Genomic DNA, 20,800 nt, shown 5'->3' with positions numbered 1-20,800 from the left:
AGTACTCAAATACATGCAAAACACGTTCAGTGTCTAATATCAACACGTTAAAAATACATGTCCCGATTAAAAGTCTCGCGTTAGACGTATTAGTTAGAGCGTGTGAAGATGAAGTGGTCACTAGGCAATATGGGCAGGTGAAAGTGTATTGGGGAGGAAGTCTCGCTGAGCAAATAGAGTTTCTTGCAAAGGGGATCGCCGATCTTATTTTAACGAAAGACAACATCATGTCGGCTTTGATGGCTGAATCAACGCATAGTTATAAGCCTGTTATCGGGTATCCGGCTTATTCCGCCTTTTTTATCTCAAACACAGAAAAACCTAAATTATCTAAATCGTATTTCTTAGATAAAAAAATAGGTTTGCTTGACTATCCAACAAGTCGCTCTGGCCACATATTACCAAAAAGTGCGTTTAAAGAGCTAGATATCGATATCAATGCGCTCGATATTACCTATTTAAGCTCGCATCAAGCGCTCCGCGATCGGTTAGCTGCTGGCGAGGTTGATATTATTGCTTCTTATTGGTCCGAAGAAGATGAGCAGCGGTTTTCGAAGAATTACATTACGCCAATTGCAAATAATGTTAGTGGCAGTAAATGGTATTTAAAAATGAACAACAATAACACTGATTTAGCTTGTGCAATGCAGGGAATTATTAACCAGGTGGCTCAATTAAGAACATCTAGTTACTTTGATAAAGTAGATAGATACTGGCAATGTGAAGCCTTACCTTATGGCTTTATCGGAGAAGAAGATGGAAGTTAGCCAGCGTAATATATCCGTTTTTATTGCTTTGGCACTGTTGTTTAGCGGCATTTTCTACATTTCTCAAAGTATTGAAACTAAGCGGGTTTTGAAGCAACAAAAAGAAGCGGTTGCGCTTCGCGTTGCTATTGATATGAATCGTTTACCTGTCGCAGATACTTTTTTACATTATGCAGGTAATGAAACTGAGTTAAGAGAATATATAAACTCACTCAATACTGTGTTAGACGCTCAAGATGCCCGTTTAACTGTTCTTGACATTAATACGTCTGGAGCAGGGCAGGGTGAAAAAAGTGAGGTACTAACATTATCTGCGCCGCACAGAAACTTCTATGTAGCGGTTTCGCTAGATGACACCAAACCAAAATCAGCCTATATTTTTCCTCTGGTTATGGCGTTTATCGGCGTTGCGGTGTTCAACTGGGTGAGAAGAAAAGGTATTGAGGCTAGGGTAAGTTCAAACCAAACGCTAGAAAAGTTACCTGAATTTAAGCTTGTTATTGATTTGTATTCGAAAACAGTAACTACGAATAGAGACAAACTAGTAAGTGTCCAGCTTGCCAACAAACCATTATGCTTCTATTTAGCGCTTGTTGAGTTTTGCGATGTAAATCCCGATACTGTTCTCAATCAAAACAAAGAGATGCCAAAAGAGTTGTTGGAACTCGCTGATAAATACTTTTACCGTTTAGTTGAGCTTGGTCATACTATAAGAAAACGGCCAAATTTCACGAATAGTTTAGAAAAAACATTAAGTGAAATTAGAGCTGCGCTAGATGAGGTGTTAGAAGCATTCCCAGAGAAAAAGGTGTTGTTTTATCCACCAAAAGCACACGGAGAAGGGTCTCGTTCTAAATTACATAGCTACGGACTGAGTGGAGTGAAAAAGTCTGATATTGATATTATTGGTAAATAGAATGGGCTTCTGTAAAGCGGTGAGTCACACCGCTTTACAGGATTGCCTTTTTATAAATCCACTGCCTTTATTGGACTATTCTTTTGGAAATAATCTTTTAAGACCTGTGCATCAGTTAGATCTGTAGCGGTATATTCGGGAAGATGGTTAATTTTTGGATAGCCGTCACCACCAGATGCGTTATAACTATTCACACTCATGCGGTAGGTCTTACCGTCAGTTAATGGCTCGCCCGCTATGCGAACATTGGTTACCTTATCGTTTTTGATATCAAACGTAATATGGTGGAACTGTAAGTAAGCACCAGAGTCGGGTGGGAACTTAGTGACAATGTTTAAGTAATCAATTAGGTCGCTGGCCTTCCAGTCTATATAAGTAATACGATTTTTAAATGGGTGAACTTTTAGCACATCTTTGTAGCTGACATCACCTTGCTCAATACTATCTCGGATCCCGCCACCGCTGATAATGCCAAAGTCAGCTTCAACAGCCGCCATTTGCGCGTTAATGATAAGATCTGCAAGGTTGCTTTGCTTAAATCTAACCGTACTGCGACGCCCATCTAAGAAACTATCAACATATCCCACAGCACCAGCAATTTGAGCTTGTCCTTTTTCTTGAAAAGGCTTTAAAAAAGCAAGCATTTGCGGGTCTTCTTGAATTGTTTCACCAATCACAGAGCCGGCTTTATCTTTTAAGTTTACTGGGATTAAGTTGTAGCTAATCAAAGTTTTGGTATCACCATCTAGTCTAAAAACGGCTTTACCCACATACTTACCCCATTCATGTGCTTGCATAATCCAAACACCGTTTTGATTATCTGGCTTACATGCTTTGCCAGGAGCGAAAGCGGTATCCTCGTTACCATTGTCGTTGACACAGACCGGCTCTTGAGAGTGTCCACCGACTATCAAGTCAAGCATGCCTGTCGGGAGTTGGCGCGCGAGCGTTACATCACCAGGTGCATTGATCCCATGATTGGCACCGTGATAGTGACCCATGTGTGTGACAGCAATCATCATATCTGGCTGATATTTGGCTTTGATCTTAGGAACCCAGTTTTCTGTGGCTGCTAAAGGCTCAATAAAAGTAAGGCCATGAACATGTTTTGGATTGGCAATCTTAACAGTATCAATTGTCGTAAGTCCAAGCACAGCTATGGTCAATCCTGCACGCTCAATAATTGTGTAAGGCTCGTATGCTGGCATTTGATTTGTATTATCAAGAATATTTGCTGACAGTACTGGGAAGTTTGCCCACTCAATTTGTTTGGCTAGTACATCCCGAGTGTTGTCAAATTCATGGTTACCAATTGCCATGGCATCATAACCGAGTTTACTCATTCCTTTAAAATCAGGTTCGGCAAACTGTAAATCAGATTCCGGTACACCCGTGTTTATATCGCCTCCAGAAAGCAATATAACGGCATGTCCAGCTTTTTCGGCATCACTTTTTAATTGGTCAATTAAGGTTTTTCTGGCAGCCATACCATATTCACCTTTTTCATTTTGCCAAAAACGACCATGATTATCGTTGGTGTGTAATACGGTTAAGTATTCTGCTTGTTGCGACTGCTTAGGGGAGGAAAAGTGGCATGCTGATAATAGCAAAGCCGTTGAAAAAATAAGTAAGTTGCGCATAATTTAGAAGCTATTTGATAAATTATGCGCGTATTCTAGAACATTATAATTATTTTAATAGTGCTAACACTCAAAATTGCTATATTTTCTGGCGTTTTGTGCCACCGCGGATACTCTTCTGTCCAGTTCAAACTTTGCTAACTCACATTTTGCATGGTCTGTTTCTATCATCCAGTTTAAAAAGCTCGCTGGCAGCGTGGAGTATGGCTCTCCTGCATGAAGTCCAAAATCGCAGATATCATTATCCTGTTTCATCTATGTGCCCCTGTTGTTCTTTTTGCCATCGCCATGCTAACAAATTGAGTCAGAGATTAAAGAACAATTAGCTAAAACGGATGGTGTTTTTATTATATTTGGTTATATAAGTGTTAAAATTAACGTGGACCACTGCAATACAATGAAGGCGCAACCAGCAAGGTAGAGGCGAAAACGCGTTCTAACATGATTACTACCGATATGAACATAGGCATGTACAATACGACTAATTACAAACAGTAGGGCGAAGATACTGAACCACAAAGTGACGAGTTTCATTGCGAGTGCGGCAAGAGAAACAACAAAAAACAACACGGGAATTTCGAATTGATTAGTAAAGTTTCTGGATGCCAGAATGACCTCTTCAGGCGCATTGTCCAGCGCCATGGTTTTGAACTGATCAAACTGGATCTGTTTCTCTCGTGCAGCTTTAAATCGACGTTTACCCATAATGACCATAATGACTAAGGTCAGCAGAGTTTGTAAAAATAGCGCGGCGAGCAGTAGATAAATGGATGTTGGCATAGGTTCCTCAGTTTACGAAGTGTTACAAAACAAAAAATTTCTATATTGCAAAAGCTTAGTCGAATGACGATGATAGTCTGGTTCCAAAAAGTAATTATCACAATAATGGATTGTTTTATGAAAAAGCTATTCGCAATTAGCACACTTACCTTAGCAGTTTTGACTGGATGTGGTACAACTTCTTCACTCAATTATTCAGACACGACTGAGAATCTTCTTTCAGAGCAACTGGTTGTAAGTCCTAATGATGATAGACAATATCAAACGTTAACCTTGGAAAATGGCATTGAAGTCATTTTGGTATCAGATCCTTCTGTATCGAAATCAGCGGCAGCGCTGAGTGTTGGCGTTGGTCTACTACACGATCCTATGTCTCAGCAGGGGATGGCGCACTATCTTGAGCATATGTTATTCCTTGGTACAGAAAAGTATCCAGATAGCAAAGGTTATTCTGAGTTCATGACCAAAAACGGTGGAGCACACAATGCTTACACTTGGCTGGATATTACTAATTATATGTTCAAAGTGAACAACGATGCCTATGACGAGGCGTTAGACAGATTCTCTGATTTCTTTAAATCTCCAAAGCTTTACCCTGAGTACACAGAAAAAGAAAAAAACGCAGTAAACGCAGAGTGGTCTATGCGTCGTGAAATGGACTTTTTTGGTCAATTTAAACTTGCACGAAACATGATGGGAGAACATCCAGCTAACCGCTTTCTTATTGGTAACTTAGAAACGTTAGGTGATAAAGAAGGTAGCAAACTACATCAAGAGACCGTTGCTTTTTATGATAAGTACTACTCTGCGAATATCATGAAGTTAGCCATGATTTCTAACGAGCCGATTGAGCAGATGGTGGCAAAAGCGAAAAAGCACTTCACGACAATTAAGAATAAAAACATCGAGAAGCCAGAGGTTAAACAATCGCTTAACTTCGATAACGTTGGGCAAAAATTAGTCCATTATAAACCAAACGAAGACGTAAAAACGTTGCAGCTTGATTTCACTATCAAGAACAACTCAAGCGCGTTTGCGGTTAAACCGAATTATTTCATTACATACCTTCTAAGTAATGAAATGGCTGGCAGCCCTGCTCAAGTACTAAAAGATAAAGGCTTAATCTCATCGTTAAGTGCATTCGCGACACCAAATAGTTATGGCAACTACGGGACATTGCAGATTGATATTCAGTTAACCGATGAGGGCTTAAAGCAACGCGAGTTAATTACAGGTACGGTACTTGATTATATCGATATGATCCGTGATAAAGGCGTCGATAGCCGTTACTTCAAGGAAATCCAAACGTCGCTAAATAATCAATTTAGATTTTTAGAAAAAGGCGATGAGTTTGGTTACGTCAGTAACCTTGCGGATAGCATGCAGCATTACCCAATGAACCACGCTATCAATGCGAGCTACTACTATGCGCAGTTTGATGCTGATGCTGTTAAGGCCGTCTTGAAGCAATTAACACCTGAGCAAATGCGGGTATGGTATATCAGTAAAGGTGAACCTACTGATGCAAAACTACACTTCTATGATGGTGAATATCAGATTGTAGACTTAAAGCGTAGTGATTTTGATAAATGGAAAGAAGAAGCAAATTTCGATTTAGCACTTCCTAGTGTAAATACCTTGCTACCTGAAAACTTCGCACTGAAAACATCTGCGGATGATGCGAAAAAGGGCGTTCAGAAGGTTATTGATGCTGATGGCGTAACGGTTTGGCATGCTGCGAGTGAGCGTTTCTACCAACAGCCTAAAGGTAGTCTGAAAATTTACGTCAATAACCCAAGTGCATTAAAAGACATCAAAACTGAGGTTGCACTGTCGATTTGGGCTGACTTATACCGCTTGGATAAAGCAAAGTTAATGACAGAAGCGAGCATAGCGGGTATGCATCTTGGGCTGACTCCTGCAAATGGGATAATGCTAGATATTTCAGGTTTTACTGATAAGCAAGCTTTATTGATAAAGGATGCGCTCTCTGGCGTACGTATAGAAACGAATAAACGATCATTTGACCAAGCCATTGATCGTTACGTACGTGGCATTAAAAACCAAGAAAAAGAATTCCCATTCAGACAAGCTTTCGGTGTTTATCAAAAACTTATCCGTTCAGGAAGTTATGATGATTCTGCATTGATATCAGCAGCTAAATCTTTGACTCTGGCCGACTTAGATAAAGTGCAAGATCAAATTCTGACGAATAACCAAGTTCGTGTTTTTGCCTATGGCAACTACGACAAAGCCGATTTGCAAACAGTAAAAGAGACGCTCGACAATGCGCTGCCCAAACGCCAAAAAGTGACTGAGTACGCACGTGCTAAATATTGGCAACCAGAGCAAAAGCAGACACTTGTATGGCAGCAAGACATTGATGTTGCCGATGTTGCTGTGATCGATTTTGCAGTGCACCCAATCAAAGGCTATGCGCAAAAGGCGGCGGCGATGGTGCTTCAAGGGCACTTAAGAACGGCGGCATTTGAACGTCTGAGAACCGAAGAGCAGCTAGCGTATGCGGTTGGTGCAACGAGTGTCGCTATTGACGAATATTCAGCGCTAGGCTTCTATATTCAAACACCGGTAAAAGATGCTAAAAGCATGCAAGCTCGCTTTGACGCGTATAAAGATGAATACGCTAAAGACTTAGCCGCGTTAGACGGGGCAACGTTTGAGCAGTTAAAAAATGCAGTGTTAGTCTCATTAACCGAAGAGCCAAAAAACCTTTCTGAAGAACTACAACCATTAATAGGCGATTGGTTCAAAGAAAATATGGCGTTTGACTCCGAAGCTAAGTTAATCGCTGCAGTTAAAGCGGTCACATTAGAAGATATTAAAGCGTACTATCAGCAAACTGTAATGAACACCGATGCTGCTAGATTAAATATTCAATTACGCGGTGCTAAGTTCCAAGCTGAGCCGTTTGCAGATTTACCGAAGCAAACTAAGCTAGACTCAGTTGAGCAAATGTATAAAAACGTCAAGTTCCAACAGTAACCTGCCGGTATTTCAGTAGCAATTAAAAGCTGGGCAAATTTGTTTCCCAGCTTTTTTATTCGCTTATGTAAATGCTAAAGTTCCTATGGAAGTTAATTATGATATTTTTGGAGGCAGAATGACGATAGCGACGGGAGAACGGATCTTTTTAAGGAAAGCAACTTTAAATGATGCCGGCTTCTTACTCAGGCTTTTGAATCAAAAAAGCTTTATCGATAACATCCGCGATAAAGGCATACAAACGCAACAACAAGCTGAGGAGCATATCGAGCAAGCTTACCTTATTCCCTATCAAATTGGTAAGCCAGCAGCTTACATTGTTGTAGAAGCAAGCAGCAATACTAGTATTGGGTTGTGTGGCTTATATCAAAGGCCTTTTTTTAATATTCCAGACTTAGGTTATGCGCTTTTAGATGAGTTTACCGGAAAAGGCTATGCGGCTGAGGCTGTTAGGTTACTTATGGAATATGCTAAATTAGAACAAAGCTACACCAAGTTAGGTGCTATTACATTAGAAAGTAACCGTAACAGCATTAACCTACTTAGCAAAGTGGGATTTAGTCGTATTGGTAAAATAATAATTGATAATGACTTAACACCTGTAGTGGTGTTTGAGTGCCAACTATAAATGCAGACTTATTTGTGCAGTTAGTTGGTTAAAGTTTTTTTGATGTGCAGATACAAGAGCACTAAAGCCATCCTGCTCAAGCGTTGTTTCAAATTGGAATGGTTGCACTTGAGTTAGTTGATAGCTCCCTTCTTTGTATTGGTAAAGATACCAAGTCCCACTCATCACAGCGCCTTTTTCAAAGTGCCCTGCAAACTCGTTAATTTCTACAACGAGGCGTTGATGTTCTTGCGTGTTGCGATAAACCTTATCGCTTTTAATTGCAGTGGTTTTATTGGTTGCATTTAACGCGTTTACTAAATTCCAAGTCAGCATATCGGAAGGTGGCTGAGCCCAAAAATGAAAATTAGCGATATTTACTTTGTTCTCTGGTTGATATTGCACTAAAGCTTGCTGATCAAACAATTCAATCAACTGCACTTTATCAACCAAGAGAACGTGATTGAGCTCAACTAGCTTTTCGTCAGCGACACTCTTTGCTTCTAACTGATAATAACTAACCGGCTGCGATGGATTCGTTATACAGCCCGTTAAACAAAATAAAAGCAAAAATGTCGCTAAGCCAGTCTTCATCTATTTTTTCCTTGGGAGTGGATCTGTACCGCTCTCTTTATTGAAAATAAGCATATTCGGTTGCTCATTCAACCCTTTAGAAATAGGCTTTAAGCGATTTGACAAACTTTCAAGTTCTTCAAGGGTATTACTAAGTTGATCCATAACACCTGAACCTTTTTGGTACTGAGTCATGGTTTGCTCAAATTGCTTCAAGCTTGATGTGAGCTGGCTTAACGTATCTTTTAAGCTCGTTAAATTACCGCCAACCTTGTCTGTTATATTGTTATTATTGATAGACTCTACGAGTTGATTCATTTCCATTGCTAGTAACCTGTGTTGCTGAAGGGCACCTTCTAGTTCCTTAACAGTTGTTTCAAGAGGTAACCCATTTAACTTGTTCAGTAAGCTTGTGACCTGTTCAGAAAGTGCTGTAATACCGCTCGGAACGCTAGGTAATACTGGATAAATAGTCGTTTTGTTTGAACTAACGACTTCTGCACTTGGATAAAAGTCTAACTCTATATATACCGCACCTGTTAACAAATTGCCACTTTTTAGTGACGCTCTAAGGCCGCTGCTAATCCATTTGTCTATATTTTCTGACCAATATGTTTGTGCAAGCTGTGCATCTTCGTAAATGCGGCCGTACTCAATTTTAACCAATACAGGCACAGAAGTGTTATTTTGTTGAAAGTATAAAGGTCTATCGTCGCTAACACCAGTCGCAGGAACTTGCTCTATCGTACCAATTCGCATACCTCTATATTCAATTGGTGCGCCAGCTCGAAGTCCTCGAATTGATTGCTCAAACTCAATGAGATAGTAATCAAAGTGATCAAAACGTTGCTCTAAAGCCATTGCAAAGTTTTTGTGTAAGGCGTAGGTTTTGTTTTCGAGCGCCGCAGTGCCGCTTGGCATAGTTGGTGGATAGTCAACAGAAATCCCGCCCTTGATCATCTTTGCTAGCGATCCTGTCGACACTTCAACACCTTCCGTTGATAGTTTAAAATCAATGCCGGAACTAATCCAGAAAATAGCGTTGTCTGTGATAAGGGTATCGTATGGCGAATAGATAAAAATACCATATTCCATTTTTAAGCTTTCGACACTAAAGTGCGCAGACTCAACCTGACCCACTTTATAATTGCGGAAAAAAATACTGGAGCCAACGTCTAATACTTCAGCATCTGAAGCCACGAGTTGGTAGCGCTTTCCTTGCACCTCTGAGCCAATTAATGCAGGTTCATCCATTAAGGTGAATATGCTCGAACGTGTTTTTGCATCACCAGGGGAGAGCTCTATATATACTCCAGAGAGTAGCGTATTCATGCCTGAGATGCCGGATTCATCAATTCTAGGTTTTACTACCCAAAAAGAAGAGTCTTCAGCCAATAAATCACGGTAGGGTTGTAAAATCCTAACTTTTGCAATCACTGCATTTTGCGCTAACTCAAGCTTTAATGACTCGACTAACCCGACCTTAACGCTTTTTACTCTCACTTCAGTTTTGCCGGCAATAATGCCATCTGCGTCAGTCATTTTTATAAAAATAGTGTGGCCTTTATTTGCCTGATGTTGATATAACATCCAGCCTGTGATGAGCAACGCGATAATTGGAATAATCCATATCACTGAAAACTTTGGTTTGTCTTCTATATCAGCTTGAGTAGTCATTGATTATTTTTATCCCACAATAATCTTGGATCAAAACTATTAACGGCTGCGATTTGGCAAAGCACCATCAAAGTAAAAAACACGATACCAATTTCCGGTTCGACATTTAGCACCGTACCGAGCTGCACCAGAGATACTAAGATAATCACAACAAACACATCAATCATGGACCAACGGCCAATGAATTCGAGCAAGCGGTACACTTTTGTTGCTGTGATTGGGTCTTTGGGTTTTTTAACTCGTACAAGTAAGTAACTCAATAGTAACGCTTTTGCGATAGGAATACATATACTTGCGAGAAAAATAAGTGTTGCTACGGGATAAGAACCGGCTTCCCAAAGCACTTGAACGCCTGAAAAAATCGTCGCAGGCGTATGGAGCCCGAGACTAATGGTATCCATGATGGGTAGAAAATTAGCAGGTACAAGTAGCACGACGCTGGTGAGCATCCAAGCTAAGCTTTTTTGCGTTGATTGAGACTTTCGGTATTTTAGTTTGGCGTAGCAGCGCTGACACTTTTCACCTTCACCCAAAAAGCCACAAACTTTGCAACGTTTTAGCGTGGAAGATAAATTTTTTGGCTCGACCAAGTGACGATTACATTGAGCCTGATTACGCCACATGTACTCGTGATCAAAAAGTGAGAGGGCTTCAATAAAACACAAAACGAACAAAATATAGGCCCAAAACCCAAGACCCATCTCCAATTCAGCGAAAGACATTAATTTAAAAGCGCTCACGAGCACGGCCACTAAAAATATATCTGTGAGATTAAGCGGTTTCAGTGCTGAAAGTAATTTTGCTAAATGGCGGGCATTGTGCGCATTGATGATTTGCCAATACTCGGTGTGTGCAAGTAGTAGCAACGAGCATACGGCAACAGGCATAACTAAAATAGTGAAGGCAAATAATCCAGCTAGAAAATAGCTGTAATGTTCAGCTAACAATATGAGCGCTTGCCAGAGGCTCACAACTTGAGTGATACCGTGTTGTGTGTAGGAAATAAAGTCTGGAAATAAGCTTGCGAATAAAAATAGTAACGCAGAAAAGCTGAAGGCTTGTACTAATTGGTTTTGGTGTCCTTGTACATGACACAACACGCACCGACAGTTTGGGCACACCGCACGCTTTTGGGACTCGATAGCGTCTATTTCAACAAGCGTATCGCATTCAGGGCAAGCTGTAATCACACAAAAATCCGTTGATTTCCTTTTATGCTAGTTTGCTTGATGCGCCCAAATTTATCAATGTTAATCAAATACCGCGACGGTTTGGCGGCTTAGGGCGAGCAGCTTGCCATTTTGTGACCAAATTTTAGCATCTTCAATACCATAACCATTTTGGCTATGGTGGGTCACGGCTTCAAAGCCCAGCCAAGACTCTGAGTCGAGTGAAATTTCACACAAAAATTCTATGTACCAAGACATACTGCTGGCGGGGCTTGGCGCTTTACACATCTGGAGTAAGGTTGGCGGCCATGAATCAGCAAGAGCTAGTGTATGTAGTTCATTTACCGATGTAGTTTGTGATTTAAATCGCATCCAGCCACCCAGATTTGAAGATGGTGCGCCTGAAAATGGCAAAGCCCCTTGCTGGGCATTGAGCGCGACATGTTGGAAAAATGCAGGCATCACACCTTCTTGGTATGGAAGAACTGCCTTTGGATTAACACCTGAAAGAGTAGGGCTATCCGCATTTGCAACTTGGATAGCGGATGCTCTATCCTTGCCAAAGCACCCGATAGCAATAAGACAAACCTCACCTGACTGGATCAGTTGGGTTTGCATTTGGGTTGCATTTTTGCCGCTACGCAAAATGGTTGTTGCAACTGTAAATGGTGCGCCTTCTAGCAGTGGTCCGACAAAATTTACGCTCACGGAGAGCAGTCGACGAGGCTCTGTCAGTTGATGCTTCATACTTTGTACCGCTATCGCTGCAGATAATCCTCCAAACGCAGTACGGCCTTGACACCAACTTGCAGGAAACGTCATTTGTGTTTGCGCTTGCTGTAAATGCTCCGACTGAATAATTTCATCAAATGTCATGTTGTCATTTCTCATTATTTATTATGTTGCATTTAGCATAACTGGTCTAACCAGGTAATCAAGCGTCAAATACATCGTATTTTCTTCTTCACTTGTTTCAAAATAAGCAATTAATGGTGCTTTTTTGATCGAAACGTTCGAAAAGCAAAAAAAATTCAATTTTTTTCATTTTTTTTTAGTTGTGACGCTTGAATTACAAATCGGTGACCTTATTTATCAAAACAACTAACTGAACAACGAATTTTGAAGTCGGAGATGATTCATGGGTAAAATTATTGGAATCGATTTAGGTACTACTAACTCTTGCGTAGCGGTACTTGATGGTGACAAGCCGCGCGTTATTGAAAATGCTGAGGGCGACCGCACAACTCCTTCTGTTATTGCATTTACAGATGATGGTGAAACACTAGTCGGTCAGCCAGCAAAACGCCAGGCCGTGACTAACCCTAAAAATACACTTTACGCGATTAAGCGTCTAATTGGTCGTCGTTTTGAAGATGAAGAAGTACAGCGTGACCTTAGCATCATGCCTTTCAACATCGTAAAAGCGGACAACGGTGACGCTTGGGTTGAAGTACGTGGTGAGAAAAGAGCTGCACCTCAGATCTCAGCTGAAGTTCTTAAGAAAATGAAGAAAACAGCTGAAGACTTTCTTGGTGAACCAGTAACAGAAGCTGTTATCACAGTTCCTGCATATTTCAACGATTCACAGCGTCAAGCAACAAAAGATGCTGGTCGTATCGCAGGTCTTGAAGTTAAGCGTATTATCAATGAACCAACAGCAGCAGCACTTGCTTACGGCATGGATAAAAAGCAAGGCGACAACGTTGTTGCAGTATACGACTTAGGTGGTGGTACATTCGATATCTCAATCATCGAGATTGATGAAGTTGAAGGCGAGCACACCTTTGAAGTACTAGCAACCAACGGTGACACTCACCTAGGTGGTGAAGACTTTGATAACCGCGTTATCAACTACCTAGTTGCAGAATTTAAGAAAGACCAAGGCATCGACCTAAAAACTGACCCGCTAGCGATGCAGCGTGTTAAAGAAGCGGCTGAGAAAGCGAAAATCGAGCTGTCTTCAGCACAGCAAACTGAGGTAAATCTACCTTACGTTACTGCTGATGCAACAGGTCCTAAGCACATGAACGTTAAGCTAACTCGTGCAAAACTTGAGTCACTAGTTGAAGACTTAGTTGCGCAATCAATCGAGCCGCTAAAACGTGCACTTGCTGATGCAGACCTTTCTGTAAGCGACGTAAATGACATCATCCTAGTTGGTGGTCAAACACGTATGCCACTGGTACAGAAAACAGTAGCTGAATTCTTTGGCAAAGAGCCACGTAAAGACGTTAACCCTGATGAAGCGGTAGCAGTTGGTGCTGCGGTTCAAGGTGGTGTACTTGCGGGTGACGTGAAAGACGTACTATTACTTGACGTTTGTCCTCTGTCTCTAGGTATTGAGACTATGGGTCAAGTAATGACTGCGTTAATCGAGAAAAACACGACTATCCCTACTAAGAAGTCGCAAACTTTCTCAACAGCAGAAGACAATCAGTCTGCAGTAACAATTCACGTACTACAGGGTGAGCGTAAGCGTTCAAGCGATAACAAATCTCTAGGTCAATTCAACCTAGAAGGTATCCGCCCAGCGCAGCGCGGTGTGCCACAAATCGAAGTTACCTTTGATGTGGATGCTGATGGTATCTTACACGTGTCTGCGAAAGACAAAGACACAGGTAAAGAGCAGAAGATCACAATCCAAGCTTCTTCAGGTCTAAGCGATGAAGAAGTAGAAAAAATGGTACGTGATGCGGAAGCAAACGCCGAAGAAGATAAGAAGTTTGAAGAGCTAGTTGGCGTTCGTAACCAAGCTGATGCACTTGTTCATGCTACACGCAAGCAAGTAGAAGAAGCGGGTGACGACCTTCCAGCTGACGACAAGACAGCAATTGAAGCTGCACTTGGCGAGCTAGAAACAGCAATTAAGAGCGATAGCAAAGACGAAATCGAAGCTAAGACACAAGCACTTGCAGAGAAATCGCAAAAGCTAATGGAAATCGCTCAAGCTAAAGCGCAAGCTCAACAAGCAGGCGGTGACGCAGGTGCCCAACAAGGTTCAGCGAAAAAAGACGACGACGTAGTTGACGCTGAATTTGAAGAAGTTAAAGACGACAAGTAATTGTAGGTCTTGAAGGAGGGCGCGCTGGCTGTATGGCTTGTCGCGCCCTACGTGTTTATAAATTAGACTGTTGTCTGGCATTAATTTGCGAGCGACAGAACTCAGCAGAGTTTGCAACGACATAAGTTGCCAAGAAAGAGTAGTGTGATAAAAATGTCTAAACCTGACTATTATGAAGTATTAGGTGTTGCAAGAGACGCCAGTGAACGTGACATTAAAAAGGCGTATAAACGTCTTGCAATGAAATATCACCCAGATCGTACTGCAGGTAACACCGAACTCGAAGCGAAATTCAAAGAAGTAAAAGAAGCTTACGAGATATTGACTGATAGTCAAAAACGCCAGATGTATGATCAATACGGCCATGCAGCTTTCGAACAAGGTGGTGGTGCTGGTCATGGTGGATTTGGCGGCGCTGGCGACTTCGGCGATATTTTTGGGGACGTATTCGGTGATATCTTTGGTGGCGGTGGTGGCCGTCGTCAATCAAGACAACAGCGTGGCGCGGATTTAAGATATAACCTTGAGTTAAGCCTTGAAGAAGCGGTACGTGGTAAGCAGGTTGATATCCAAGTACCAACTTGGGTGAGCTGTAAACCATGTGATGGTAGTGGTGCGAAAGCAGGTTCTAAGCCTAAAACTTGTACAACCTGTCATGGTGCAGGTCAAGTACAAATGCGCCAAGGTTTCTTTGCTGTACAGCAAACTTGTCCAACTTGTCAGGGCACAGGTCAGATCATTTCAGATCCATGTAACAGCTGTCACGGACAAGGCCGTGTGGAGAAAACGAAGACACTTAACGTTAAGATCCCAGCAGGGGTTGATACGGGTGATAGAGTACGTTTGTCTGGCGAAGGTGAAGCGGGTGCGCATGGTGCTCCAGCCGGCGACCTGTACGTACAAGTGAGTGTAAAAGAGCACCCAATCTTCGTACGTGACGGCAACAACTTGTACTGTGAAGTGCCAATTAGCTTTACAACGGCAGCACTCGGTGGTGAGATTGAAGTGCCGACCCTAGATGGCCGCGCAAAACTGAAGATTCCATCGGAAAGTCAAACGGGTAAAATGTTCCGTATGCGTGGTAAAGGCGTGAAATCTGTGCGTAGCGGTGCGGTAGGCGACTTAATTTGTAAAGTTGTCCTTGAGACGCCAGTAAACTTAAACGAGCGTCAAAAAGAGCTTCTGCAAGAGTTTGAAGAGTCTATGGGTGAAAACAACGGTAAGAACCGTCCTAAGGCACAAGGCTTTTTTGACGGCGTTAAGAAGTTCTTTGATGACTTAACTAAGTAACTTAAGCTTATTGAAAATGCCCGCTACGATAGCGGGCATTTTTGTTTTGACGGATGATAGCTCTTATCGTAAGGCGATAGCATAAGCGTTTGTTTCTTGGTATAACAGAAATCAACATCTGCTTAAAAGGAGTTTGTAATGACACCTGCAATTAACCTACTTAAAAAGGCGAAAGTGGCGTTCCAAGTGCTGCAATTTGAGCATGACCCTAACGATCACGACTTTGCTAATGAAGCGGCGAAAAAGCTAAACCTAGACCGAGAAAAAGTGTTCAAAACCCTGCTGATTGACGTTGATGGTAAATTGCATGTAGCCGTTTCTCCAGCGACGCAACAAGTGGATTTAAAAGCCTTTGCTAAAGCGTGTAAGGGGAAAAAAGCACAGCTTGCAGATCAACAGAACGCGCAAAAGGTAACCGGTTATTTAATAGGTGGTATAAGCCCGTTTGCGCAGAAAAAACAGCTGCCCACGTTACTTCACGAGAGTGCTTTAGCATATGAGCAAATTTATGTTAGTGCAGGCAAACGGGGAGTTGAAGTCGTTGTTTCACCTGCTACGATAGAACAGCTATGTAAAGCAAAAATCGCACTGTTTTAATGGCAGTGCTGGTTTTAAAAACCATCTTGATTATAGATAAAATGTCAGTCTAGAACTGCTAAGGCTGTCAAAGCTCCTCGTTCACTCCTATTTTCCCCCCTAAGAACAGTAATTTACTTTTTTCGACTTACAGCTGTAAGCCATTAATTTCGCAGTCATTTATATTAATCACTCGATAACTCAGTAAAAAAGCCGTTAAAAAGTTAAGTAGAGTAATTGATCTAAACGAATTTTTATGCCGTAATGTAGGTATATCTATCTGGTCGGATGAGTTAATTATGAGCCTAAGAACGAATTTAAGAAAGATCCTCCCAAGCATTTCAATCACAGAACAAGAAGCATTAGATGCCGGTGATGTTTGGTTAGAAGGGTCAATTTATCAAGGTAAGCCTGACTTTTCGGCGCTTCGTGCTGTACCTGAAGCTAAGCTAAGTGCAGAAGAGCAAGCCTTTTTAGAAGGTCCAGTTAAAGAATTAATGGGTATGATCGATGACTCGGAAATTCAAAATGGCAAACACCTGCCAGAGCATGTGCTTGAATTTTTGAAAAAAGAGAGATTTTTCTCTTTGATCATTCCAAAAGAATACGGCGGTCTAGAGTTTAGCCCTTATGCAAACTCAACGATTGTAGGTACGATTGCGACTAAATCCTCTGCAGTAGCGGTAACGGTGATGGTTCCTAATTCACTAGGTCCGGGTGAGTTATTGTTACATTATGGTACTAAAGAGCAGCAAGCGCACTACCTTCCTCGTTTAGCAAACGGTCGTGATATTCCGTGTTTCGCGCTAACAAGCCCTGAAGCTGGTTCCGATGCCGGTGGTATTCCGGATCAAGGTATTGTTAAAAAAGGCATGTACAACGGTGAAGAAGTACTTGGTCTTGAAGTAACATGGGACAAACGCTACATCACGCTTGCGCCGATTGCGACCGTACTCGGTTTAGCCTTTAAAGTATTAGATCCTGAGGGGTTACTAGGCGGTAAGAAAGAACTAGGGATCACCTGTGCGTTAATTCCACATGACCATCCGGGTGTACAACTTGGTAACCGCCATGACCCTATGGGGATACGCTTCTATAATGGCACGACGCGTGGTGAAAAAGTCTTTATCCCAATGGACTTTATTATTGGTGGCCAGAAGAATATCGGTCGCGGCTGGCAGATGTTGGTAAGTTGCTTAGGTGCTGGACGTGGTATTTCATTACCAGCGCTAGGTGTATCAACTAGCCAAGTAGCACTGAAATCGGCATCTGAATATGCTGCGGTACGTGAGCAATTTGGTCTCTCGATCGGTCAGTTTGAAGGTATTCAAGAAAAGCTTGCAGATATTGCAGGTAAAGCGTACATGCAAGAGGCGATGCGGGTATTAACAACAGAAGGTTTAGGTATGGGTCTTAAGCCATCGGTAGTAACAGCAATTGCAAAATACCACATGACAGAAACTGGTCGTGACGTATTGGACTCTGCGATGGATATTCTAGCAGGTAAGGCTATTCAAAATGGTCCTCAGAATACCCTTGCAAGCGGTTATGTTGCCCAGCCAATAGCGATTACCGTAGAAGGTGCAAACATCCTGACGCGTAACTTGATGATCTTTGGTCAAGGTGTAATGCGCTGTCACCCATATCTACAGTCGATGGTTGAGTCTATTCACAGCGAAGAGAAAGATGCCGACAGTAAATTCCGAGGTATTTTGACAAAAACAGTTAGCTATAGCGTTGGCAACAGCTTACGTGCTTTCAAATATGGCCTAATGCCTTTTACTGCTGATGCAAAATCACCATTACCTGAAGTGCGTGCGTATGAAAAAGCCGCGCATAGATTAGCAGCTAAGCTTGCGGTATACGCAGACTTTTCATTGCTCGTACTAGGTGGAAAACTGAAACAAGCAGAAATGCTGTCAGCACGCCTTGGTGATGTAATGAGTCACTTGTATGCAGCGATGGCTTCAATCAAGTACTATGAGCAAAAAGTGGCGGTAGCAGAGCGTGAGCAAGCAGCACCTTATTTCCATTATGCGACAAGGCATGCACTTATCAGTGCAGAAGAAGCGCTACATAAATTCTTAGATAACTTCCCGGCAAGTGGTACTCGTAAATTTATGCGTGTGATCACGATGCAGTTTAGTGGCAAACAAATGCCTAAAATTAATGATGATATGATCAGAGAGTTGGCCGCCGCAGCGCAAATGGATACGCCAATTAAAGCGCAGCTTACTCATCTTGTGAAGCCTACCGCAGGTGATGGTCATGATATCAATGAGCAAGCATATAAAGCTAAGATGGGTTGCCTTGACCTGCTTGCCAAAGTTAAAAAAGCAGTTCGCAAGCGCGAGATCCAACCTGGTGTTCGTTTCGAGCAAACATTAGATAATGCACTCGTTGGTAACCTTATCAACGAAGAAGAGTACGCAAAACTGGTTGATTACAACCGCAAGCGTGAAAAAGCAATCCGAGTGGATGAGTTCGACTTCGATTTAAACTTGTTAGATGAACAAAGCGCGAAAGAAACAGTCAAGCAAGCCGTGAATGAGTAAGTTAAACAGATAACTTTTCTGTAAAAGTAAAAGCCCTTAACCAATTGGTTAAGGGCTTTTTCATGTTGGGTAAAGATAATAACACCAGCTATAATTATCGAGCACTGTATAACGGTTTGCTTATTATACCAATTTGTCCTAATACTTGCTCAATTTGATGGCGCATATCTGACGCTAACAGCGTTAAAAATTTCTTATTTAGAACAACTAAATAGCAAAATTTTTGCCTAGTTATCGACAAGATTTTCTCGCCTCAAAATAGATCACTTAATTAAGCAAATTGGTATTCGTAATAGTAAGTAAAGGGTTGTACTGTGTTTAAGTAACCTGAGTTATACAATAAAAAAATTGGCTATTTATTGAACATCTCCCAGGTTAAATAACAAAAAGGTGTAACACAGTGAAAATAAGTATTCCAAGCGATGTAATTTCTGCGCCTATGTCAACACAGCAAGAGCAACAATTATGGAGCGGTTGTGGTGATATGTTATTTATCAATCATGATGCTGGGAAGCTTGCAATTAAGCGCACTAAAGTGCCTAATGACATTGCACATCGGCGGATTGCACAATCTTCAGTAGCGCTTGCGCGTAAAGCTAAGTCTTATCAAGTAGAACGTCATTTTTACAAACATCATGCATGCGAGTTACTTTCACCTTGCAATACACCTAGCTATTTAGGAGAAGGGGTGAGTGAAGGGATGGACTACATCGTCTTTAGAGACTTCTCAACTCAAGGTTTTTCGCAAACTGCTAACCCGTCCGAGTCACAAATATTAGCGGTGATAGGGTGGTTAGCTAAATTCCATGCTCACTTTTTACAAAGCCCTGCAGAACATGTGTGGGAGCAAGGAAACTATTGGCATCTGGATACACGACCAGATGAGCTTGAGCGAATGCAGCACAGTAGCATTAAACAAGCGGCACCGCGATTGCGAGATCGTATCAAGAATAGCCATTGGCATACTTGGATCCATGGCGACGCCAAGCTTGCTAATTTTGCCTTTAATGGCGACCAAGCACTGGGATTCGATTTTCAGTATGTCGGAAAGGGTATTGGTGTGTCAGACTTAATGCTGTTTATTACGTCTGTATTAGACGAAAAAGAACAGCTCCTGCATGCCGACGAGTATCTCAAGTTGTATTTAGATATGTTGAGAATAGAATTATTAGGCAAAGCAGCCTCTATTGATATCGCTCAGATCCTTTCTGAGTGGGAGTCGTTGTGGCCTGTAGTGTGGGCTGACTTTTATCGTTTTCTGTTGGGATGGAAACCGGACCATGTAAAAATCAATGATTACATGAAATTTCAAACGGAAATTGCATTACAACAGGGATAATAAATGGTCATAGCCTTATTCAGTGCGTTAAATTGGGCTGTATTTGATTTTTTACGAAAAAGGCTAGCGAGCCATTATTCAGCCGCGCAAATGTCGGTGATATTTAGTCTGCTAGTCTTACCTGCATACATAGGCTATTGGTTGGTTGTTGACAAACAACTCCCAAGTTCTGCTTATCTAGTGCCTGCGATAGCTAGTGGAATTTTGGCTGCAATTGGTAGCGTAAACTTTATTCAGGCGCTTGCGCTCGGACGAATGGCGGTGATCCTGCCTCTGTTATCCATCACACCAGCACTTGCAGGCGTATTCGCTTGGCTGCTGCTTGGAGAGCCTTTAACTACACTGCAGTCAATGCTGATCGCTGCGATTGTTCTCGCTTCGTTTTTGTTGCAAGGAGGCAGATTCTCTTTTCAAGAGCCTGGTGCAAAACAAGTTGCAATCACCTCTTTTTGCTGGGGGCTTTGTATCGTGTTCGATAAACAGGCTTTGCAATACAGCTCGCTCTCTTTTCATGCTGGGTTTCTAACCTTTATGGTATTTTTTGTTAATCTAATCTTGTTACGACCACAGTTTAAAAATCAAAATTTCCGCGCACATTGGTTACTCTGGGCTATTTCTTCAGTGGTATTCGCTGTCGCTGTTATCTTTCAAATGCAGGCGTTAACCGAAATTCAGCCGGGGCTTGTTGAAGGATTGAAAAGAGCCATTGGCATAGTCAGCGCGAGTATGCTTGGGATGTGGTTTTTTAAAGAGGCAATTTCAACAAAAGAATGGCTTATGATCACTGTTATTTTGTGTTGTAGTGCAATGCTAGCATTAAATAGTGGCGCTTAAGCGCCACTTAAAA

General features: G+C 41.8%; 17 protein-coding genes. 10 read left to right on the top strand and 7 right to left on the bottom strand.

Going from position 1 to position 20,800, the window contains the following annotated elements; all coding sequences use genetic code 11:
* Positions 1-29 precede the first annotated feature (29 nt).
* Both JJQ94_RS01005 and JJQ94_RS01000 read left to right on the top strand, forming a co-directional pair.
* Positions 30-767: a PhnD/SsuA/transferrin family substrate-binding protein gene (locus JJQ94_RS01005; protein ID WP_239359039.1), complete on the top strand. Its 738-nt coding sequence runs from the start codon at positions 30-32 to the stop codon at positions 765-767.
* The gene (locus JJQ94_RS01000) at positions 757-1,683 is read left to right on the top strand and encodes a hypothetical protein (RefSeq protein ID WP_099028609.1); all 927 of its coding nucleotides are present in this window, start codon (positions 757-759) and stop codon (positions 1,681-1,683) included. The genes JJQ94_RS01005 and JJQ94_RS01000 overlap by 11 nt, the downstream gene beginning before the upstream one ends.
* Before the next feature lie 50 nt (positions 1,684-1,733).
* On the opposite strand, the gene ushA is transcribed toward JJQ94_RS01000, so the two are convergent.
* The 3 genes from ushA to JJQ94_RS00985 all read right to left on the bottom strand — a co-directional run bounded on the left by ushA (position 1,734) and on the right by JJQ94_RS00985 (position 4,103).
* Positions 1,734-3,323 (bottom strand): bifunctional UDP-sugar hydrolase/5'-nucleotidase UshA, encoded by a 1,590-nt coding sequence (ushA, locus tag JJQ94_RS00995; protein WP_099028610.1) that lies wholly within the window; start codon positions 3,321-3,323, stop codon positions 1,734-1,736.
* A gap of 63 nt (positions 3,324-3,386) precedes the next feature.
* Positions 3,387-3,578: a hypothetical protein gene (locus JJQ94_RS00990; RefSeq protein ID WP_010605345.1), complete on the bottom strand. Its 192-nt coding sequence runs from the start codon at positions 3,576-3,578 to the stop codon at positions 3,387-3,389.
* 102 nt (positions 3,579-3,680) lie between these two features.
* Positions 3,681-4,103, bottom strand: coding sequence for an MAPEG family protein (locus JJQ94_RS00985; protein WP_099028611.1), 423 nt, complete (start codon positions 4,101-4,103; stop codon positions 3,681-3,683).
* 117 nt (positions 4,104-4,220) lie between these two features.
* On the opposite strand from JJQ94_RS00985, the gene JJQ94_RS00980 reads away from it, so the two are divergent.
* Together JJQ94_RS00980 and JJQ94_RS00975 are read left to right on the top strand one after the other, a co-directional pair.
* A complete protein-coding gene (locus JJQ94_RS00980) occupies positions 4,221-7,106 on the top strand; it encodes an insulinase family protein (RefSeq protein ID WP_099028612.1) in 2,886 nt (961 codons plus the stop codon).
* A gap of 118 nt (positions 7,107-7,224) precedes the next feature.
* A complete protein-coding gene (locus tag JJQ94_RS00975) occupies positions 7,225-7,734 on the top strand; it encodes a GNAT family N-acetyltransferase (RefSeq protein WP_099028613.1) in 510 nt (169 codons plus the stop codon).
* Here the strand turns inward: JJQ94_RS00975 and JJQ94_RS00970 are convergent.
* Genes JJQ94_RS00970 through JJQ94_RS00955 form a run of 4 tightly spaced genes read right to left on the bottom strand, consistent with a single transcriptional unit; the run spans position 7,729 to position 12,008 of the window.
* Positions 7,729-8,307: a PqiC family protein gene (locus tag JJQ94_RS00970; protein WP_099028614.1), complete on the bottom strand. Its 579-nt coding sequence runs from the start codon at positions 8,305-8,307 to the stop codon at positions 7,729-7,731. The genes JJQ94_RS00975 and JJQ94_RS00970 overlap by 6 nt on opposite strands.
* Positions 8,308-9,963, bottom strand: coding sequence for an intermembrane transport protein PqiB (pqiB, locus tag JJQ94_RS00965; RefSeq protein WP_039495072.1), 1,656 nt, complete (start codon positions 9,961-9,963; stop codon positions 8,308-8,310).
* Complete coding sequence (locus tag JJQ94_RS00960; RefSeq protein WP_099028615.1) at positions 9,960-11,153, bottom strand: PqiA/YebS family transporter subunit; 1,194 nt, start codon at positions 11,151-11,153, stop codon at positions 9,960-9,962. The genes pqiB and JJQ94_RS00960 overlap by 4 nt, the downstream gene beginning before the upstream one ends.
* A 60-nt stretch (positions 11,154-11,213) precedes the next feature.
* The gene (locus tag JJQ94_RS00955) at positions 11,214-12,008 is read right to left on the bottom strand and encodes a thioesterase family protein (protein ID WP_099028693.1); all 795 of its coding nucleotides are present in this window, start codon (positions 12,006-12,008) and stop codon (positions 11,214-11,216) included.
* Positions 12,009-12,270: 262 nt separating this feature from the next.
* Between JJQ94_RS00955 and dnaK the strand changes: the two genes are divergently transcribed.
* The 6 genes from dnaK (at position 12,271) to JJQ94_RS00925 (ending at position 20,787) form a co-directional block, all read left to right on the top strand.
* Positions 12,271-14,193, top strand: coding sequence for a molecular chaperone DnaK (gene dnaK / locus JJQ94_RS00950; RefSeq protein WP_099028616.1), 1,923 nt, complete (start codon positions 12,271-12,273; stop codon positions 14,191-14,193).
* Between the two features lie 153 nt (positions 14,194-14,346).
* Entirely contained in the window at positions 14,347-15,483 is a 1,137-nt protein-coding gene (gene dnaJ / locus JJQ94_RS00945) for a molecular chaperone DnaJ (protein ID WP_017216728.1), read from the top strand.
* 138 nt (positions 15,484-15,621) lie between these two features.
* A complete protein-coding gene (gene ybaK / locus JJQ94_RS00940) occupies positions 15,622-16,080 on the top strand; it encodes a Cys-tRNA(Pro) deacylase (protein WP_010605355.1) in 459 nt (152 codons plus the stop codon).
* Positions 16,081-16,358: 278 nt separating this feature from the next.
* The gene (locus JJQ94_RS00935) at positions 16,359-18,614 is read left to right on the top strand and encodes an acyl-CoA dehydrogenase (protein WP_099028617.1); all 2,256 of its coding nucleotides are present in this window, start codon (positions 16,359-16,361) and stop codon (positions 18,612-18,614) included.
* 400 nt (positions 18,615-19,014) lie between these two features.
* Positions 19,015-19,953, top strand: coding sequence for a phosphotransferase (locus JJQ94_RS00930; RefSeq protein WP_099028618.1), 939 nt, complete (start codon positions 19,015-19,017; stop codon positions 19,951-19,953).
* Between the two features lie 3 nt (positions 19,954-19,956).
* Positions 19,957-20,787: an SMR family transporter gene (locus JJQ94_RS00925; protein ID WP_099028619.1), complete on the top strand. Its 831-nt coding sequence runs from the start codon at positions 19,957-19,959 to the stop codon at positions 20,785-20,787.
* Positions 20,788-20,800 lie beyond the last annotated feature (13 nt).

It is taken from the genome of Pseudoalteromonas sp. GCY, assembly GCF_016695175.1.
Classification (GTDB): Bacteria; Pseudomonadota; Gammaproteobacteria; order Enterobacterales; family Alteromonadaceae; genus Pseudoalteromonas.
This window is presented reverse-complemented; position numbering and strand designations above follow the sequence as displayed.

Excerpts from the sequence above, each read along its gene's own strand:
- JJQ94_RS00985 (WP_099028611.1), bottom strand. The coding sequence starts at position 4,103 with ATGCCAACATCCATTTATCTACTGCTCGCCGCGCTATTTTTACAAACT.
- JJQ94_RS00980 (WP_099028612.1), top strand. The coding sequence starts at position 4,221 with ATGAAAAAGCTATTCGCAATTAGCACACTTACCTTAGCAGTTTTGACT.
- pqiB (WP_039495072.1), bottom strand. The coding sequence starts at position 9,963 with ATGACTACTCAAGCTGATATAGAAGACAAACCAAAGTTTTCAGTGATA.
- JJQ94_RS00935 (WP_099028617.1), top strand. The coding sequence starts at position 16,359 with ATGAGCCTAAGAACGAATTTAAGAAAGATCCTCCCAAGCATTTCAATC.
- JJQ94_RS00970 (WP_099028614.1), bottom strand. The coding sequence starts at position 8,307 with ATGAAGACTGGCTTAGCGACATTTTTGCTTTTATTTTGTTTAACGGGC.
- dnaK (WP_099028616.1), top strand. The coding sequence starts at position 12,271 with ATGGGTAAAATTATTGGAATCGATTTAGGTACTACTAACTCTTGCGTA.
- ushA (WP_099028610.1), bottom strand. The coding sequence starts at position 3,323 with ATGCGCAACTTACTTATTTTTTCAACGGCTTTGCTATTATCAGCATGC.
- JJQ94_RS00955 (WP_099028693.1), bottom strand. The coding sequence starts at position 12,008 with ATGACATTTGATGAAATTATTCAGTCGGAGCATTTACAGCAAGCGCAA.
- JJQ94_RS00975 (WP_099028613.1), top strand. The coding sequence starts at position 7,225 with ATGACGATAGCGACGGGAGAACGGATCTTTTTAAGGAAAGCAACTTTA.
- ybaK (WP_010605355.1), top strand. The coding sequence starts at position 15,622 with ATGACACCTGCAATTAACCTACTTAAAAAGGCGAAAGTGGCGTTCCAA.
- JJQ94_RS01000 (WP_099028609.1), top strand. The coding sequence starts at position 757 with ATGGAAGTTAGCCAGCGTAATATATCCGTTTTTATTGCTTTGGCACTG.
- JJQ94_RS00990 (WP_010605345.1), bottom strand. The coding sequence starts at position 3,578 with ATGAAACAGGATAATGATATCTGCGATTTTGGACTTCATGCAGGAGAG.
- dnaJ (WP_017216728.1), top strand. The coding sequence starts at position 14,347 with ATGTCTAAACCTGACTATTATGAAGTATTAGGTGTTGCAAGAGACGCC.
- JJQ94_RS00925 (WP_099028619.1), top strand. The coding sequence starts at position 19,957 with ATGGTCATAGCCTTATTCAGTGCGTTAAATTGGGCTGTATTTGATTTT.